The organism is Lentzea xinjiangensis (assembly GCF_900110955.1).
GTDB lineage: Bacteria > Actinomycetota > Actinomycetes > Mycobacteriales > Pseudonocardiaceae > Lentzea > Lentzea xinjiangensis.
Map to the genome: position 1 here is coordinate 206,397 of NZ_FOFR01000011.1, position 15,472 is coordinate 221,868.

Consider the following 15,472-nt stretch of genomic DNA (forward strand, 5'->3'; position numbering starts at 1 on the left):
GGCGGTCAGTCTTCCTCGTCGCCGGGCCATTCGCCGGTCAGCTTCTGGAAGCCCTTGGCGCCGCCGCGGTCGATCGCGGCCTTCACGAGGCCGAAGATGGCGCCCTGCAACGCCGCCGCCAGCAGCACCTCGCTCCAGGCGCGGTTGCGCATGGTGGCGCTGGGCGCTTCCTTGTCGCCCGCCACGAGCTTCCAGATCTGCCCGAAGATCGCGGTGGCGAGGTAGCCTCCCAGCGCTCCGACCAGCATGCCCAGCGGGCGGTACAGCAACTTCATCCGTTCCTCCTGGTGAGCTTCCAGATCACGAGGACGAGCGTGATCAGCACGGCCGCGATGGCCGCGGGGTGCCGGCGGGCCTTCTCGACCTGCTCCGCCACGGGGTCGGGCAGGGAGTCGATCGCCTGGTTGGTCGCGGCGGTCATCCGCACGACCGTCTCGTGCGCCTGCTCCTTCACCCGGCCGGGCACGTCCACCTTGTGCGCCAGCGCCTCCACGGTCTCACCCAGCTCGCGGCGGGTGCGCTCGACGTCGCGCTGGAGCTGTTCCTTCGGGTCGGTCATCGGTGCGCACTCTCCTTGATCGTGGCGATGTCCCGCTGGACGTTGTCCATCGCCTGCCGGGGCACCGGGGGCGCGGCCTGCTTGACCTGCCCCTTGCCCACGAGCGCGAAGATGCCCGCGAACAGCAGAAGGGCGGCCGCGACGATCAGTGCGGCCGCCCACGGCGGTACTACGAGAGCCAGCAGCAGGATCAGGCCCGCGACGACGCTGAGCCCGCCCCACCACGCGAACACGCCGGCCACGCCGAACAGTCCGGCGCCGACACCGGCGTGCTTGCCCTTGTCCTTCAGCTCGGCGACGGCGAGACGGATCTCATCGCGCGCGAGCCTGCTCACCTGCTCGGACAGCTGGTTCACCAGCTGTGCGGTCGACGTGTCGGTGTTCATGCACGTCAGGTACCCACAGCCGGGTTTGGCCAATCAGCCCTGCTGGGCTTCCTTGACCTTCGCGTGGACCTCTTCCATGTCCACCTTGCGCGCCTGGTCGATGAGGTCGTCCAGCGCGTTCGCCGGCAGCGCGCCCGGCTGCGAGAACAGCACGACGCCCTCGCGCACGATCATCAGCGTCGGGATGGAGCGGATGTCGAACGCGGCCGCGAGCTGCTGCTGCGCCTCCGTGTCGACCTTGCCGAACACGATGTCCTCGTTCTTGTCCGACGCTGCCTCGTAGGTGGGCCCGAACGCGCGGCACGGACCGCACCACTCGGCCCAGAAGTCGACCAGAACGATGCCGGAACCACCGACCACGTCGTCGAAGTTCTCTGTGGTCAGCTCGACCGTCGCCATGTGGTCCTCCTCGTTTGCCGGTTCTCCCCCTCCAACGGAGCGGGTACCGGTGGAATTCCCCGAGTGCCTCCGGTCACGCCTGTCTTCAACTTTTTGTGGACGTCTTCAACTCGACGTTGTACGGTCCCCGCCATGAAGCCGCGCCTGCTCGTGACCTCGCTGCTCGTACTGGGGCTCGCCGCCTGCGGGTCCACGTCTGACACCACGCAGACGTCCACGCCTCCGTCGTCCGACCTGGGCTCGGTCAAGAAGGACGACAAGCTCGCCGCGATGCTGCCGCCCGAGATCGCCTCGGCCGGCAAGCTGCGGGTCGGGTCGAACATCCAGAACCCGCCGAACAACTTCTACGACCAGGACGGCAAGACGCCGCTCGGGTCCGAGGTCGACCTGATCAAGGCGATCTCCGCGAAGCTCGGGCTCACCGCCGAGCACAGCGACATGGCGTTCAGCTCGCTGATCACCAGCCTCGAGACCGGCCGCGTCGACGTGACGATGGCCGCCATGAACGACACCGCCGAGCGCCAGCAGAAGATCGACTTCGTCGACTACTTCACCTCCGGCATCACGATCATGGTGCAGAAGGGCAACCCGCAGGGCGTCAAGTCCGTCGACGACCTGTGCGGCAAGGGCATCGCGGTCAACCTCGGCAGCTCGCAGGAGCAGTTCGCCAAGGAGCAGAGCGAGAAGTGCAAGGCCGCGGGCAAGCCCGAGGTCCAGCTCAGCGTCACCGACAGCGACACCGGCAACCAGAACCAGCTGCGCACCGGCCGCGTCGCCGCGATCCTCAACGACCTGCCGACCGCCGTCTACGTCTCGAAGACCGCCGGTGACGGCCAGTACTTCGAGGTCGTGCCGCTCCCGCCGATCAACGGCGGCCCGTACGGCATCGGCGTGAACAAGCAGAACACCAAGCTGTCGGAGGCGATCAGGGCCGCCCTCCAGTCGCTGATCGACGACGGCACCTACGACAAGATCCTCACCGTCTGGGACATCAAGCAGGGTGCGATCACCAAGGCCGCGATCAATGGCAAGTGATCTCCGCACCGCCGAGGGCGTACGGCCCTCCGAGCTCGTCGTCGTGCCGCTGCGCCACCCCTGGCGGTGGGTCAGCGGTGCGGTGATCCTGCTGGTCATCGCGGGCATCGGCTGGGCGATGGCCGAGGCGCGGATCCAGTGGGAGGACGTGCCGGGGTTCTTCACGCACCCCGCGATGCTCGAAGGCGTTGTCAACACCATCGTGCTCGCCGTCGCCGCGCAGGGCGGCGCGATCGTGCTCGGTGTCGTGATCGCGCTGATGAGGCTGTCGGCGAACCCCGTCGCGCGGTGGTTCGCCGTCGGCTACATCTGGCTCTTCCGCGGCCTGCCGGTCCTGCTGCAGATCCTGATCTGGTTCAACCTCGCGCTGGTGTTCCAGAACATCACCATCCCGATGTTGTTCTCCGTGCCCACGAACGTGGTCATGACCGCGTTCGTGGCGGCGCTGCTGGGCCTGGGGCTCAACGAGAGCGCCTACATGGCCGAGATCGTCCGCGCGGGCCTGAGCAGCGTCGACTCCGGCCAGACCGAGGCGGCCAAGTCGATCGGCATGACGCCGATGACCACGTTGCGCAGGGTCGTGCTGCCGCAGGCGATGCGCGTGATCATCCCGCCGACCGGCAACAACTTCATCAACATGATCAAGGGCACCTCGATGGCGTCGGTGATCGCCTTCCTGGAGCTCATCCACGCCGCGAACAACATCTCGTCGCGCAACCTGGAGATCATGGAAACCCTGTTCGCCGCCGCGGCCTGGTACCTCGTGATGGTCTCCCTCGCGTCGATCGGGCAGCACTACCTGGAGCGTGCTTATGGCCCTCGTTGAGGCGATCGGTGTCCGCAAGTCGTTCGGCCACACCGAGGTGCTCAAGGGCATCGACCTGGAGGTCGAGCGCGGCGAGGTCGTGTGCCTGCTCGGCCCGTCGGGCGCGGGCAAGTCGACGTTCCTGCGGTGCGTCAACCACCTGGAGACGATCGACGCCGGCCGGATCTGGGTCGACGGCGTGCCGGTCGGGTTCCGCTCGGCCGGCGGGAAGCTCTACGAGCTGCGCGAGCGCGAGGCCGCCCACCAGCGCCGCGACGTCGGCATGGTGTTCCAGCGGTTCAACCTGTTCCCGCACCGCACGGCGCTGGAGAACGTCATGGAGGGCCCGGTCCAGGTGCTCGGCCGAGGCCGCGCGGAGGTGCGCGCGGAAGCGGTGGCCCTGCTGGAACGGGTGGGGCTCGCCGAGAAGGCGGGCGCCTACCCCGGGCAGCTCTCGGGCGGTCAGCAGCAACGCGTCGCCATCGCGCGGGCACTGGCGATGAAGCCCAAGCTGATGCTGTTCGACGAGCCCACGTCCGCGCTGGACCCGGAGCTGGTCGGCGAGGTGCTCGACGTGATGACCTCGCTGGCCCGCGACGGCATGACGATGATCGTGGTCACGCACGAGATCGGCTTCGCCCGCTCGGTCGCCGACCGGGTGGCCTTCCTCGTCGACGGCGCCGTGGTGGAGACCGGCACCCCGGCCGACGTGCTGGACAACCCGCAGCAGCCACGGACGCAACAGTTCCTCGCAAAGGTGCTCTGACTTGATCGACGCCTCGTACCTCGCCCAGTTCCGCGAACCGGAGGGGTATCTCGACTTCGCCCGCTTCGGCCCGCCCTCCGTCCCGGTGGTGGCGGCGACGTCCCGGTTGATGGAACAGGCCTCGCTCGCCGGTCCTTCCACAGTGGACACGCTGATGCGCGAGGAGCAGCGGGTGAAGGCCGCCGTCGCGCGGTTGTGCCGGTCCGACACCGACCACGTGGCGCTGGTGCCGAACACGTCGATCGGCCTGTTCCAGGCGGCCTTCGGGTTGTCCGGCACGGTCATGTACTCGGCGGCGGAGTTCCCGTCCAACACCTACCCGTGGGTGCGGGCGGGGTTGCCGTCGGTGGTCCTCGACGGCCCCGTGACGCCCGCCGCCGTCGCGAGCCGGCTGACCGGCGAGGTGTCCGCGCTGTCGGTGTCCGCCGTGGACTTCCGCACCGGCTACCGCGCCGACCTGGCGGCGTTGCGCGAGGCCGTGGGCGACCGGCTGCTGGTCGTGGACGGCATCCAGGGCTTCGGTGTCGTCGACGAGCCGTGGGAGGTCGCCGACGTGCTCGTCGTCGGCGGCCAGAAGTGGCTGCGGGCCGGGTGGAGCACCGGTTTCGCGGTGCTGTCGGACCGCGCGCTGGAACGGCTCTCGCCCGTGCTGTCCGGCTGGACCGGCGCGGTCGACGCGGGACTGTTCGACAACTCCGTGCACACCGCCTCGCCCGACGCCGCCTCCTGGAACATCACGAACCTCTCACCCGTGGTGTCCGGCGCCTTCGCCGAGGCGCTGGAGCTGGTCGAGCTCGCCGGGGTCGCCGAGCTCGACGCCGCGGTCGGCGAGGTCGTGGCGGAGCTGGAGGAGATCGTGCTGTCCTGCGGCGGCCAGGTCGTGTCCGCCCGCGACCGCCGCGCGGGGATCCTCGCGTTCACGATGCCCGAGGCCGCGCCCGTGGTGGGGGAGGCGCTCAACGCCTTCGGCGTCACCGCGACGGTCCGGCCGGAGCACGTCCGGCTCTCGCCGCACGCCACCACCACGCACGGGACCCTGGAACGGGTCAGGGCCGCCCTGAAGTCGTTGTCGACCTCGGCCACCGCGCCGGTGCCGCCGGCGTTGTCGGCGCTGGTGCCGACGGTCGACAGCCTCGCCTCGGCACTGGGACCGGACACCGAGGTCGTCGTGCACGACCTCGCGCGGCTGCCGAACTCGATCATCGCCATCGCCGGGTCGCTCACCGGCCGGCAGGTGGGCGGGCCGATGACCGACCTGCTGCTGGGCCTGGTCCGGCGCGGCACGACCACGGACATGCCTGGCTACGAGACGTACGCGCCGGACGGGCGGGCGATCTGGTCGTCGACGACGTTCGTGCGGGACGCCTCCGGTGTGGCCGTGGGCTGCCTGTGCGTCAACAAGCTGGCGGCGCACGAGGCGTCCGGGCCGGTCGAGTCGTTCCCGCAGGACGTGGACACGCTCCAGCGCGTGCTCGTCGAGAAGGCGATCGCCGACGTGGGCGTGCCCGTCGAGCTGATGAAGAAGGTGCACAAGTCGCAGGTCGTGCGGGTGCTGGACGAGGCGGGCTTCTTCCTGATCCGCGACTCCGTCGACCACCTGGCGGGTGTCCTGGAGGTCACCCGCTACACCATCTACAACTACCTCAACGAGAACCGAGGGACCTGATCAGTGCGGTCCAGGCGGGGGTGGAGAACGCGAGGACGTCGCCGCTCGCGTTCTTCGAGTCCCTGATGAGGGCGTTGTGGGTGAGCGACACCTCGACGCAGTTGCTGTCCTCCGCTCCGCCGCTGTAGCTGCTTTTGCGCCAAGTGCGGTCCTGAGGCATGGAGGTCCTCTCGCAGTCGGCCGACATGCTCCGGTTTCAACGAGAACCGAGGAATCTGATCAGCGCGGTCCAGGCAGGGGTGGAGAACGCGAGGACGTCGCCGCTCGCGTTCTTCGAGTCCCTGATGAGGGCGTCGTGGGTGAGCGACACCTCGACGCAGTTGCCGTCCTCCGCTCCGCCGCTGTAACTGCTCTTACGCCAAGTGCGGTTCTGGGTCATGGAGGTCCTCTCGCGGTCGGCTGACGTACTCCGCCAGCATGCTCCGCGATTGATCAGCACTCAAGGCGACTTCATCCAGACGGCCGAAGAAGAGCCTTGTGCGTGCGATGGCGCCCGGATCCTCCACGAAGACGTTGGCCAGATTGGTTTCGCTGAAGACGAGCGGTCGTACCTTGGCGAATTCCCAGAGCACGAAACCGGAGGCGACGATGGGCGCGTCCTTCGGGACGATCCGGATCGTGTGCGTGTTGAACAGCAGGCGCGCGTACTGGTCCTCCATGACCTCGCCGTCGCCGACCTGGAGCTGCAACGCGTGCTCATGGACGAAGAACAAGCAAGTCGGCCGATCGTGTCGTTGCAGAATCGTCTGACGTTCGGTCCGGTACCGGACGAGGTCCGGGATGCGATCCTCCGCCACCAGGCCGGTCATCCGGTAGATGCCGTCGGCGTACTCCGGTGACTGCAGGAGTCCCGGCACGGCCAGCACGTCGTAGCTGGTGATCGTCCTGGCGGTCGACTCGGCCATCGCCATCGTGCGGAGGTTGCCCGACACCTGCACCCGGTACTCGTCGAACGCGTACTGGTAGCGGCGCTTGAACTCCACGATGAAGTCGATGTCCTTACCGCACATCGACAGGTACTGGACGAGGTCGATCTCGCTGGCGCGCGCCTTGCCGTGCTCGATGGTGGAGACCTTGCTCGGGTCCCAGCCGAGCTTCTCGGCGAGCTTGGTGCCGCTCAAACCGGTGCAGGTGTCCCGCAGTCTGCGGAGCTCATCGCCCAGGTCCCGGCTGTACGCGGTGGATGGAGTCATGCATCGACGCTATGACTTGCAGCCACTCCATGAATCTGCTCGTTCGGGTGAAAACGGTGTGGCTCGGGGTTCGCGGGCCGGTGGAGCCGCCGTTCTTTCCCTGAACTTGCCTCTTCCTCAAAAGTGCATCGGCCGCTTACCGTGCCAGGTGTGAGAGCGCTCTCAAGGATGAGATGGCTGGCCGTTACGGCAGCCGCAGCGATTGCCCTGTCGTCATTCGCGTCGTCCTCCGCCGCCGTCGCGGCCGAGGACTACACGCAGAACGTGACGGCGCTGGACGCCACTCAGGCACGGATCAACTTCACGCCGACGACCCCTGCCCTGTACGTCGACGTGCACTACCTGATCTCCGGTGCGAACCAACAGAACTTCCGGATGACGAACAACGCCGGGACCTGGCAGAAGACCGTCGGGTCGTTGTCGTCCGGCACGCAGATCGAGTACTGGTTCACCTACGAGAAGGGTGGGCCGCAGTACGGCAGCCCCCACTTCACCTACACGCACGGGAGCACGCAGGCCCCGGTCGCGACGCCGACCTTCAGCCCGCCGGGCGGCGCGTACACGTCCGCGCAGACCGTGACGATCTCGACCGGCACCTCGGGCGCCACGATCCGGTACACAGTGGACGGTTCGACGCCCACCGCGTCGTCGCCGGTCTACAGCGGGCCGATCTCCGTGACCAGCAGCCGGACCGTGAACGCCATCGCCGTCAAGGCGGGCCTCGCGAACTCCGCGGTCGCGAGCGCCACCTACACGATCGGCGCGCAGCAGGGCTGCGTCCAGTCGAACAACCCGGACTTCGGCCCGAACACGCGCGTCTTCGACCCGAGCATGTCCGCCGCGAGCATCCAGACGCAGCTCGACGCGGACTTCAACATGCAGAAGGACACCCTCACGGCGCAGATGGCGCCGCGCCGGGTGGCGCACCTGTTCAAGCCGGGCACCTACAACGTCCACGACAACGTCGGCTTCTACACGTCCGTCGCTGGCCTGGGGCGCAACCCCGGTGACGTCGTGATCAACGGTGACATCACCGTGGACGCGTTCAACGAGTCCGACAAGGGCGTGGCGCTGCAGAACTTCTGGCGCTCGGCCGAGAACATGGCGGTCAACCCGAGCAACGGCACCAACCGCTGGGCCGTCGCGCAGGCCGCGCCGTTCCGCCGCATGGACATCCGCGGCAACCTGGCGCTGTACCCGGCGTCGTACGGCTTCGCGAGCGGCGGCTACACGGCCGACACCCGCGTCTCCGGCCAGACCGCCTCGGTCTCGCAGCAGCAGTGGTACACGCGCGACTCCAACTACAGCGGCGGCTGGAACGGCGGCGTGTGGAACATGGTGTTCTCCGGAACGCCCGGCGCTCCGGCGACGACGTTCCCGAACCCGCCGTCGACCAACCTGGCGACCACGCCGATCTCGCGCGACGTGCCGTACCTCTACTTCGAGAACGGCTCCTACCGGGTGTTCCTGCCCTCGTTGCGCACCAACGCCTCCGGCGCCTCGTGGGTCAACGGCGGCACGCCCGGCACCTCGCTGCCGATGAGCCAGTTCTACGTCGTGAAGTCCGGCGACACCGCCTCGACGATCAACGCGGCGCTGGCGTCCGGGTGCAACCTGTTCTTCACGCCCGGCATCTACAACGTCAACCAGACGATCAACGTCACGCGGCCCGGCACCGTCGTGCTGGGCATCGGCTACGCGACGATCGTGCCGCAGAACGGCGTGACGGCCATGCAGGTCGCCGACGTCGACGGCGTGCGGATCAAGGGCGTGCTGTTCGACGCCGGCACGACGCTGTCGCCGTCGCTGCTGACCGTCGGACCGGCCGGTTCGTCGGCCTCGCACGCGGCGAACCCGACCACGTTGCAGGACGTGTTCTTCCGCGTCGGCGGGGCGATCGCGGGCAAGGCGACCAACAGCCTGGTCGTCAACAGCCACAACACGATCATCGACCACACCTGGATCTGGCGCGCCGACCACGGCAACGCCGGGACCTGGGGCTGGGACGAGGCGATCGGTGACACCGGTCTCGTCGTGAACGGCAACGACGTGCTGGCCACCGGCCTGTTCGTCGAGCACTACCAGAAGTACCAGGTGATCTGGAACGGCGAGCGCGGGCGGACCATCTTCTTCCAGAACGAGATGCCGTACGACGTGCCGAACCAGGCGGTCTGGAACAGGCCGAACGGCCAGGCCGGGTACGCGGCCTACAAGGTCGGCGACAACGTCTCCACGCACGAGGCGTGGGGGCTCGGCAGCTACTGCTTCTTCAACGTCAACCCGTCGGTGCGGGCCGAGAACGCGTTCGAGGTGCCGAACCGGTCCGGGGTGCGGCTGCACAACCTGCTGACCGTGTCGCTCAACTACCAGGGCACGATCACCCACGTCGTGAACAACGTGGGTGGGGTGACGCCGCCGGGCACCGTGCCGGTGAACGTCGTCAGCTACCCGTAGCACAGCGATCGAGGGCCCGCCGGTGCACGCCGGCGGGCCCGATTTCGTTTCCCGGGTCCCGCATTGCATGATGCGTGCCATGTCGATCGAGCGTGGCGCCGAGTTCGCCGAGTTCTGGGCCGAACGGCACCTGTGCACGTTGTCCACCGTGCGTCCGGACGGCACGCCGCACGTGGTGCCCGTGGGTGTCACGCTCGACCTCGAGGCCGGGATCGCGCGGGTCATCACCGACGGCGCGTCGTGGAAGGTCAAGCACGCGCGCAAGGCCGGCTACGCGACGGTGTGCCAGGTGGACGGTCGGCGGTGGTCGGCGCTGGAGGGGCCCGCCGTCGTGCGCGAGGACGCCGAGTCCGTGCGGGAGGCCGAGCGGCGCTACGCGCTGCGGTACCGGCAGCCTCGGGTGAACTCGAACCGAGTGGTGATCGAGATCCAGGTGCGGCGTGTCACCGGAACCGTCTGACGTCGTTGTCGTCGGCATCGGCGCCGACGGGTGGGACGGGCTGTCGCCGGCCGCGCGCCACGCGGTCGAGGGCGCGAAGGTGCTGATGGGCTCGCAGCGGCAGCTCGACCTGGTGCCGGGGGACTTCGAACGGGTCGCGTGGCCGTCGCCGCTGGTACCGGCGTTGCCCGCGCTGTTCGAGAAGTACCGCGACGTGTGCGTGCTCGCCTCCGGCGACCCGATGTTCCACGGCATCGGCACGACGCTGGTCCGCCTGCTCGGGCCGCGGGTGACGGTCGTTCCGCACCCCTCGTCGGTGTCGCTGGCGTGTGCGCGGCTCGGCTGGGCGCTGAACGAGGTCGAGGTCGTGTCGCTGGTGGGGCGGTCAGCCGACCTGCTGCGCCCGGCGCTCACGCCGGGCCGGCGCGTGCTCGTCCTGGGCGGCGACCCGGCCGTGGTGGCCGGAATCGCCGGACCGGTGACCGTGCTGGAGCAGCTCGGCGGGCCCGCGGAGAAGGTGTACCGGTGGGCGGGGGAGACCGCGGACCCGCTGTGCGTCATCGCCGTGGAATACGCCGGAGATGCGTATTCTCGCGTGCCAGGACTGCCGGACGACGCCTACGAGACCGATGGCCAGCTGACGAAGCGTGAGGTGCGGGCGATTTCGCTGTCGAGGTTGGCACCGCTGCCCGGGCAGGTGCTGTGGGACGTCGGAGCCGGGTCGGGCTCGATCGCGATCGAGTGGGCGCGGACGCACCCGACGTGCCGGGCCATCGCCGTGGAGCAGTCGGCCGAACGCGCGGAACGGATCGTGCGCAACGCCGCCGCGCTGGGGGTGCCCGGCGTCGAGGTCCACATCGGACGTGCGCCGGAGGCGCTGGAGGGGCTGGAGAAGCCCGACGCGATCTTCATCGGCGGCGGGCTCACGGTGCCGGGCGTGGTGCAGGCGTGCTGGGACGCGCTGGCGTCCGGCGGGCGGCTCGTGGTGAACGCCGTGACGCTCGAGTCCGAGGCCGTGGTGGCGCAGTGGTACGCCCGCCTCGGCGGCGACCTGGTGCGGATCGCGGTCAACCGGGGCTCGGCGGTCGGCGGGTTCACCGGCTGGCGGCCGCACATGCCCGTGACGACGTGGAGCGTGACCAGGTGACCGTGCACTTCATCGGCGCGGGGCCCGGCGCCGCCGACCTGATCACGGTGCGGGGACGGGACCTGATCGCGTCCTCGCCCGTGTGCCTGTACGCGGGCGCGCTGGTGCCCGTGGAGCTGCTGGCCTTCTGCCCGGACGGCGCGCGCAAGGTCGACACGGCGTCCCTGACGCTGGACGAGATCGTGGCGGAGCTGGTCGTGGCCTCGGAGCAGGGGCTGGACGTGGCCCGGTTGCACTCGGGGGACCCGGCGGTGTTCAGCGCGATGGCCGAGCAGATGCGCCGGCTCGACGCGCTCGGGATCGCCTACGACGTGACGCCCGGCGTGCCCGCCTTCGCGGCCGCGGCGGCGTCGTTGCAGCGCGAGCTGACCGTGCCGGGCGTGGGGCAGACGGTGATCCTCACGCGCACGTCGCAGCGCGCCACGCCGATGCCCCCCGGCGAGGACCTGGACACGCTGGGCCGCAGCCACGCCACGCTCGTGCTGCACCTGGCCGTGCAGCGGATCGCGGACGTGGTCGCGGAGCTGCTCCCGAACTACGGCGCCGACTGCCCCGTGGCGGTGGTCGCGTACGCCTCCCGCCCGGACGAGGTCGTGCTGCGCGGAACGCTGGACGACATCGCCGCGCAGGTCGAGGCGGCCGGGATCAAGCGGACCGCGGTGATCGTCGTCGGCCGGGTGCTGGGGGCCACGCAGTTCCCCGACAGCCACCTGTACTCGCCGACGCGCGTCCGATGATCCTGCTCCTCGGCGGAACCGGGGAGGCGAGGGAGCTGGCCCGCCGGCTGGCGCCGCGGCCGGTCGTCTCCTCCCTGGCCGGTCGGGTGAGCGACCCGGCCCTGCCGGTCGGCGAGGTCCGGATCGGCGGGTTCGGCGGGGTGGACGGCCTCGTGCGGTGGTTGCGCGACCACGACGTCCGCGCCGTGGTCGACGCCACGCACCCGTTCGCACGGCAGATCACCGCCAACGCCTTCGAGGCGTGCGGTCGCGCCGGCGTGCCGTTCCTGGTCCTGCGGCGTCCGGGGTTCCCGCCGCAGCCCGGCTGGCACTGGGTGGACAGCGTCGCCCGGGCGGCGCGGGAGCTGCCCGGTTCGCGCGTGTTCCTGACGACCGGGCGGCAGGACCTCGCGGAGTTCGCCGGGTGCCCGCAGTGGTTCCTGGCGCGGATGGTCGAGCCGCCGGAACCGCCGCTGCCGCAACACATCGAGGTGCTGCTCTCGCGCGGGCCGTTCACCGTGGACGGTGAGCTGGAACTGATGCGCTCGCGGTCGATCGACGTGCTGGTGACCAAGGACAGCGGTGGGGAGATGACCTCCGCCAAGCTCGAAGCCGCCCGGCGGCTGGGGATTCCGGTCGTGGTCGTGCGGCGGCCACCGCTGCCACCCGCGGACGTGGTGGCAACGGTGGAGGAAGCCGTCAGCTGGTTGGGTACCGCCGGGGTGTGAACACGACGCCGCGGGGGGTCACCACGGTCTGGGACGAGCCGATGATCAGCAGGCAGCGCATGTCGATCGTGGCCGGGTCGAGGTCGCCGAGCGTCAGCACGCGGATCTCCTCCTCCGGGCCGCCGACGTCGCGTCCGACCACGACCGGCGTCTCCGGGGAACGGTGCCGGAGCAGCACGTCGCGCATGTCCGCGACCTGGTGCGTGCGGGCCTTCGACGCCGGGTTGTAGATCGCGATCACCAGGTCGGCCTTGGCGGTGGCGGCCAGGCGTTCGGCGATGACGTCCCACGGCTTGAGGCGGTCGCTCAGCGAGATCACCGCGTAGTCGTGGCCCAGCGGCGCACCGGCCTTGGCGGCCACGGCGTTCGCGGCCGTGACGCCGGGAACGATCCGCACCGGCACGTCCGGGGTCTCCGCGGCGACCTCCAGGACCGCCGTGGCCATCGCGAACACCCCGGGGTCGCCGGAGGACACGACGGCCACCCGCGCGCCGCGGCGGGCGAGGTCCAGGGCGAACGCGGCACGTTCCGACTCGACCTGGTTGTGCGAGGAGTGCCGGTTCTGACCGGGGCGCAGCGGGACGCGGTCGAGGTAGGTCGAGTAGCCGACCAGCTCGTCGGCGGCCTCCAGCTCCTGGCGGGCCTGTGGCGTGAGCCAGTCGCGCGAGCCCGGCCCGAGACCGACCACCACGACCTCGCCCTTGCGCGGTGCCGGCTTGGAGCCGCTCGGCAGCAGCGCGATCGAGAAGTACGGGACCGAGCCGGGGTCGACGTCGGCCAGCCGCGACGTCTTCTGGCGGCCCGTCGTGGCGCGCTCGACGTACCAGGCGCCGTCGAGCCGGCCGGAGTCCTCCAGCGCCTGCCTGACGTTGCCGAACGTGCGGCCCAGCTTCAGGATCGCGGCCGAGTCGGTGTCGGCGAGGCGGGCCGCGAGCTCGGCGGGCGGCAGGGTGCCGGGCAGGACGGTGAGGACCTCGTCGCGTTCCACGAGCGGTGTGCCGAGGACCGCGCTGGCGCCGCTGACCGACGTCACGCCGGGCACGACCTCCCACTCGTAGCGGTGGGCGAGCCGCTTGTGCATGTGCATGTAGGAGCCGTAGAAGAACGGGTCGCCCGCGGCCAGCACCACGACGTCGCGACCGGCGTCGAGGTGCGCGGCCAGCCGGGCGGCGGCCTGCTCGTAGAACGCGTCGATCTCGCCCTGGTAGTCGTCGGTGTCCTCGGTGGTCACCGGGTAGACGAGCTGTTCGACGAGCTGGCCCTCGCGCAGGTACGGCTCCGCGATGGTCCTCGCGACGCTGCGGCCGTGCCGGGCGCTGTGGAACGCGACCACGTCGGCTTCGGAGATGAGGCGCGCGGCCTTGACCGTCACGAGTTCCGGGTCACCGGGACCCAGGCCGACGCCGTAGAGCTTGCCCGTCATTCTTCCTCACTAGCGATCGCGTTGATGGCCGCCGCCGTCATGGCGCTGCCGCCGCGCCGGCCGCGCACCACGAGGTGCTCCAGATCCGTTGCGGCCAAGGCTTCCTTCGACTCCGCCGCGCCGATGAACCCGACCGGGATGCCGAGCACGGCGGCCGGTCGCGGGGCTCCCCGCCCGATCAGGTCGATCAGGTGGAACAACGCGGTGGGGGCGTTGCCGATGGCGACCACCGCGCCCTCGAAGCGGTCCGCGAGCAGCTCCAGGGCGGCGGCGCTGCGGGTGTTGCCGATCCGCGCGGCCAGCTCCGGCGTGCGCGGGTCCTGGAGGTGGCACAGGACCTCGTTGTCCGCGGGCAGCCGACGACGGGTCACCCCGGACGCGACCATGTTGGCGTCGCAGAGGATCGGGGCACCGTTGCGCAACGCCTCACGCGCGCTGCGGACCACTCCGGGGGAGAAAGCTATGTCGTCGGGCAAGTCCGTCATGCCGCACGCGTGGATCATGCGGACCACGACTTTCGCGACGTCGTCGGGGAACCTGGTGAGGTCCGACTCCGCGCGAATGGTGGCGAAGGACTGGCGGTAGATCTCCGCGCCGTCCTTGATGTACTCCGTCACCGGATCTCCTCATAGCCGTCGCCGGTCGCGACGAACTCGATCACATCGCCGGCGGGACGACCGCAGCGGCGTGCACAGCCAGACCAGTGCACCGGGCGGCTGTGCGGGGTTCCCAGCCAGGCGCGCGCGTCGGCGCGCACGTCGGAGAGCGACTTGGCGCAACCGGGACGGCCGGTGCAGGCGCTGACGCCGTGCCACGGCGAGGCGGGGTCGGTGATCAGCCCGGAGACGTCGGTCCCAGCGGGCACGACCACGCTGCGCCACGGGGTGAGCCGGAGCGCGACGCCGGGGAGCTGGGTCGCGTCCAGCCGGCCCAGCGGGACACCGGGTGTCACGGCGGAAGGTGCGACCGGCGTCACACCTGGGGTGATGCGCTCGGTGGCCGAGGCGCCGAAGTGGGCGGTGATCTTCCGCACACCGTCGTCCACTTCGGACAGGCGCCAGGCCGTGCCGCGCATCCGCTGGAAGAGCCGGGCCGCGGTCACGACGGCGTCGACCGGGTCCTGGACGCGCACGCCCACATCGGTTCCCGCGAGCAGCAGAACGTCGCCGACCAGGCCGAAGTCGCCACCCAGCCCGCTCACCGAAGCCCCGACGGTGACCAGGAAACGCCCCGGCAGACCGGCCAGCAGCGGATCGGCGCACAGGGCGGCGTCCAGCGCGTCGACCAGCGCCTGGTTGTCCTCCAGCGGCGCGGCGATGACGTTGCGGATGCGCTCGTGGGTCAGCGACGGCAGCAGGCCAGCGGCACGCAGCCGCGCACCCAGCTCCACGCCGTCCGCGAGGCCCCTGATCTGGAGGTTCGCCCGCGAGGTCAGCTCCACGGAGCCGTTGCCCAGCTCACCGGCCGCGGTCCGCACGACGTCCCACTGAGCTGCGGAGAGGGTGCCGCCGGGGACCCGGATGCGCGCGAGCCCGCCGTCGGCCGCCTGGTGCAGCTCGACGGCGCCGGGGCAGGCGTCCGCGTGATCCCGATAAATCCCACTGGGCATAGGTCGGACTGTAACCCGCCGGTTAGGGTGAGCCCGAACGACGAAGCACAGGAGGAAGCCGGTGTGAATCCGGCGCGGTCCCGCCACTGTGACCAGCGAACACCGCTGGGAGTCAGGAACTCCGCTTCGCCAGTCACCCGCAACCTG

Annotated in this window: 19 protein-coding genes and 1 riboswitch; of the genes, 9 read left to right on the forward strand and 10 right to left on the reverse strand. The window is 70.2% G+C overall.

Annotation, left to right across the window (positions count from 1 at the left end; genetic code table 11):
- Window positions 1-5: 5 nt before the first annotated feature.
- Genes BMW88_RS23790 through trxA form a run of 4 tightly spaced genes read right to left on the reverse strand, consistent with a single transcriptional unit; the run spans window position 6 to window position 1,344 of the window.
- Window positions 6-275 carry a DUF4235 domain-containing protein gene (locus tag BMW88_RS23790; protein ID WP_089953957.1) on the reverse strand — a complete coding sequence of 90 codons (270 nt, stop codon included), beginning with the start codon at window positions 273-275 and terminating at the stop codon, window positions 6-8.
- Window positions 272-559 carry a DUF3618 domain-containing protein gene (locus tag BMW88_RS23795; protein ID WP_089953958.1) on the reverse strand — a complete coding sequence of 96 codons (288 nt, stop codon included), beginning with the start codon at window positions 557-559 and terminating at the stop codon, window positions 272-274. The genes BMW88_RS23790 and BMW88_RS23795 overlap by 4 nt, the downstream gene beginning before the upstream one ends.
- Complete coding sequence (locus BMW88_RS23800) at window positions 556-945, reverse strand: phage holin family protein (RefSeq protein ID WP_089953961.1); 390 nt, start codon at window positions 943-945, stop codon at window positions 556-558. Before BMW88_RS23800 ends, BMW88_RS23795 begins: the two co-directional genes overlap by 4 nt.
- 33 nt (window positions 946-978) lie before the next feature.
- Window positions 979-1,344: a thioredoxin gene (gene trxA / locus BMW88_RS23805; protein ID WP_089953963.1), complete on the reverse strand. Its 366-nt coding sequence runs from the start codon at window positions 1,342-1,344 to the stop codon at window positions 979-981.
- A 132-nt stretch (window positions 1,345-1,476) separates the two neighbouring features.
- Here trxA and BMW88_RS23810 point away from each other — a divergent pair, with 132 nt between their 5' ends.
- From BMW88_RS23810 to BMW88_RS23825, 4 genes are read left to right on the forward strand one after another with little or no spacing between them, the layout of a single operon-like run.
- Window positions 1,477-2,379 carry an ABC transporter substrate-binding protein gene (locus BMW88_RS23810; protein WP_089953968.1) on the forward strand — a complete coding sequence of 301 codons (903 nt, stop codon included), beginning with the start codon at window positions 1,477-1,479 and terminating at the stop codon, window positions 2,377-2,379.
- The gene (locus BMW88_RS23815; RefSeq protein ID WP_089953970.1) at window positions 2,369-3,205 is read left to right on the forward strand and encodes an amino acid ABC transporter permease; all 837 of its coding nucleotides are present in this window, start codon (window positions 2,369-2,371) and stop codon (window positions 3,203-3,205) included. Before BMW88_RS23810 ends, BMW88_RS23815 begins: the two co-directional genes overlap by 11 nt.
- A complete protein-coding gene (locus BMW88_RS23820; RefSeq protein WP_177221264.1) occupies window positions 3,192-3,950 on the forward strand; it encodes an amino acid ABC transporter ATP-binding protein in 759 nt (252 codons plus the stop codon). Before BMW88_RS23815 ends, BMW88_RS23820 begins: the two co-directional genes overlap by 14 nt.
- A gap of 1 nt (window position 3,951) precedes the next feature.
- On the forward strand, window positions 3,952-5,616 hold the full coding sequence (locus BMW88_RS23825) for an aminotransferase class V-fold PLP-dependent enzyme (RefSeq protein WP_089953976.1): 1,665 nt from the start codon (window positions 3,952-3,954) through the stop codon (window positions 5,614-5,616).
- Here BMW88_RS23825 and BMW88_RS23830 read toward each other — a convergent pair.
- The 3 genes from BMW88_RS23830 to BMW88_RS23840 are packed head-to-tail and all read right to left on the reverse strand — an operon-like array spanning window position 5,594 to window position 6,809.
- Window positions 5,594-5,803 (reverse strand): DUF397 domain-containing protein, encoded by a 210-nt coding sequence (locus BMW88_RS23830; protein WP_342715179.1) that lies wholly within the window; start codon window positions 5,801-5,803, stop codon window positions 5,594-5,596. The genes BMW88_RS23825 and BMW88_RS23830 overlap by 23 nt on opposite strands.
- A 9-nt stretch (window positions 5,804-5,812) precedes the next feature.
- On the reverse strand, window positions 5,813-5,995 hold the full coding sequence (locus BMW88_RS23835) for a DUF397 domain-containing protein (RefSeq protein WP_089953978.1): 183 nt from the start codon (window positions 5,993-5,995) through the stop codon (window positions 5,813-5,815).
- Window positions 5,970-6,809 carry a helix-turn-helix domain-containing protein gene (locus BMW88_RS23840; RefSeq protein WP_089953980.1) on the reverse strand — a complete coding sequence of 280 codons (840 nt, stop codon included), beginning with the start codon at window positions 6,807-6,809 and terminating at the stop codon, window positions 5,970-5,972. Before BMW88_RS23840 ends, BMW88_RS23835 begins: the two co-directional genes overlap by 26 nt.
- A 168-nt stretch (window positions 6,810-6,977) precedes the next feature.
- Between BMW88_RS23840 and BMW88_RS23845 the strand changes: the two genes are divergently transcribed.
- The 5 genes from BMW88_RS23845 (at window position 6,978) to BMW88_RS23865 (ending at window position 12,293) form a co-directional block, all read left to right on the forward strand.
- Window positions 6,978-9,263: a chitobiase/beta-hexosaminidase C-terminal domain-containing protein gene (locus BMW88_RS23845; RefSeq protein WP_089953983.1), complete on the forward strand. Its 2,286-nt coding sequence runs from the start codon at window positions 6,978-6,980 to the stop codon at window positions 9,261-9,263.
- 70 nt (window positions 9,264-9,333) lie between these two features.
- Window positions 9,334-9,723 (forward strand): TIGR03618 family F420-dependent PPOX class oxidoreductase, encoded by a 390-nt coding sequence (locus BMW88_RS23850; RefSeq protein WP_089954160.1) that lies wholly within the window; start codon window positions 9,334-9,336, stop codon window positions 9,721-9,723.
- Window positions 9,704-10,849: a precorrin-6y C5,15-methyltransferase (decarboxylating) subunit CbiE gene (gene cbiE / locus BMW88_RS23855; protein WP_089953985.1), complete on the forward strand. Its 1,146-nt coding sequence runs from the start codon at window positions 9,704-9,706 to the stop codon at window positions 10,847-10,849. Before BMW88_RS23850 ends, cbiE begins: the two co-directional genes overlap by 20 nt.
- Window positions 10,846-11,586: a precorrin-4 C(11)-methyltransferase gene (gene cobM, locus BMW88_RS23860; RefSeq protein WP_089954158.1), complete on the forward strand. Its 741-nt coding sequence runs from the start codon at window positions 10,846-10,848 to the stop codon at window positions 11,584-11,586. Before cbiE ends, cobM begins: the two co-directional genes overlap by 4 nt.
- Entirely contained in the window at window positions 11,583-12,293 is a 711-nt protein-coding gene (locus tag BMW88_RS23865) for a cobalt-precorrin-6A reductase (RefSeq protein WP_089953988.1), read from the forward strand. The genes cobM and BMW88_RS23865 overlap by 4 nt, the downstream gene beginning before the upstream one ends.
- Here BMW88_RS23865 and BMW88_RS23870 read toward each other — a convergent pair.
- The 3 genes from BMW88_RS23870 to BMW88_RS23880 are packed head-to-tail and all read right to left on the reverse strand — an operon-like array spanning window position 12,265 to window position 15,325.
- Complete coding sequence (locus BMW88_RS23870; protein ID WP_089953992.1) at window positions 12,265-13,716, reverse strand: precorrin-2 C(20)-methyltransferase; 1,452 nt, start codon at window positions 13,714-13,716, stop codon at window positions 12,265-12,267. The two genes, BMW88_RS23865 and BMW88_RS23870, sit on opposite strands and share 29 nt — an antisense overlap.
- A complete protein-coding gene (locus BMW88_RS23875; RefSeq protein WP_089953994.1) occupies window positions 13,713-14,333 on the reverse strand; it encodes a precorrin-8X methylmutase in 621 nt (206 codons plus the stop codon). The genes BMW88_RS23870 and BMW88_RS23875 overlap by 4 nt, the downstream gene beginning before the upstream one ends.
- Complete coding sequence (locus tag BMW88_RS23880; protein ID WP_089953995.1) at window positions 14,330-15,325, reverse strand: hypothetical protein; 996 nt, start codon at window positions 15,323-15,325, stop codon at window positions 14,330-14,332. The genes BMW88_RS23875 and BMW88_RS23880 overlap by 4 nt, the downstream gene beginning before the upstream one ends.
- Before the next feature lie 8 nt (window positions 15,326-15,333).
- Window positions 15,334-15,468, forward strand: a riboswitch (cobalamin riboswitch).
- Window positions 15,469-15,472 lie beyond the last annotated feature (4 nt).

Coding starts and splice junctions, on each gene's coding strand:
- BMW88_RS23830 (WP_342715179.1), bottom strand. CDS start 5,803: ATGTCGGCCGACTGCGAGAGGACCTCCATGCCTCAGGACCGCACTTGG.
- BMW88_RS23790 (WP_089953957.1), bottom strand. CDS start 275: ATGAAGTTGCTGTACCGCCCGCTGGGCATGCTGGTCGGAGCGCTGGGA.
- BMW88_RS23865 (WP_089953988.1), top strand. CDS start 11,583: ATGATCCTGCTCCTCGGCGGAACCGGGGAGGCGAGGGAGCTGGCCCGC.
- BMW88_RS23870 (WP_089953992.1), bottom strand. CDS start 13,716: ATGACGGGCAAGCTCTACGGCGTCGGCCTGGGTCCCGGTGACCCGGAA.
- BMW88_RS23880 (WP_089953995.1), bottom strand. CDS start 15,325: ATGCCCAGTGGGATTTATCGGGATCACGCGGACGCCTGCCCCGGCGCC.
- trxA (WP_089953963.1), bottom strand. CDS start 1,344: ATGGCGACGGTCGAGCTGACCACAGAGAACTTCGACGACGTGGTCGGT.
- BMW88_RS23840 (WP_089953980.1), bottom strand. CDS start 6,809: ATGACTCCATCCACCGCGTACAGCCGGGACCTGGGCGATGAGCTCCGC.
- BMW88_RS23850 (WP_089954160.1), top strand. CDS start 9,334: ATGCGTGCCATGTCGATCGAGCGTGGCGCCGAGTTCGCCGAGTTCTGG.
- BMW88_RS23810 (WP_089953968.1), top strand. CDS start 1,477: ATGAAGCCGCGCCTGCTCGTGACCTCGCTGCTCGTACTGGGGCTCGCC.
- BMW88_RS23835 (WP_089953978.1), bottom strand. CDS start 5,995: ATGACCCAGAACCGCACTTGGCGTAAGAGCAGTTACAGCGGCGGAGCG.
- BMW88_RS23795 (WP_089953958.1), bottom strand. CDS start 559: ATGACCGACCCGAAGGAACAGCTCCAGCGCGACGTCGAGCGCACCCGC.
- BMW88_RS23820 (WP_177221264.1), top strand. CDS start 3,192: ATGGCCCTCGTTGAGGCGATCGGTGTCCGCAAGTCGTTCGGCCACACC.
- BMW88_RS23815 (WP_089953970.1), top strand. CDS start 2,369: ATGGCAAGTGATCTCCGCACCGCCGAGGGCGTACGGCCCTCCGAGCTC.
- BMW88_RS23845 (WP_089953983.1), top strand. CDS start 6,978: ATGAGATGGCTGGCCGTTACGGCAGCCGCAGCGATTGCCCTGTCGTCA.
- BMW88_RS23800 (WP_089953961.1), bottom strand. CDS start 945: ATGAACACCGACACGTCGACCGCACAGCTGGTGAACCAGCTGTCCGAG.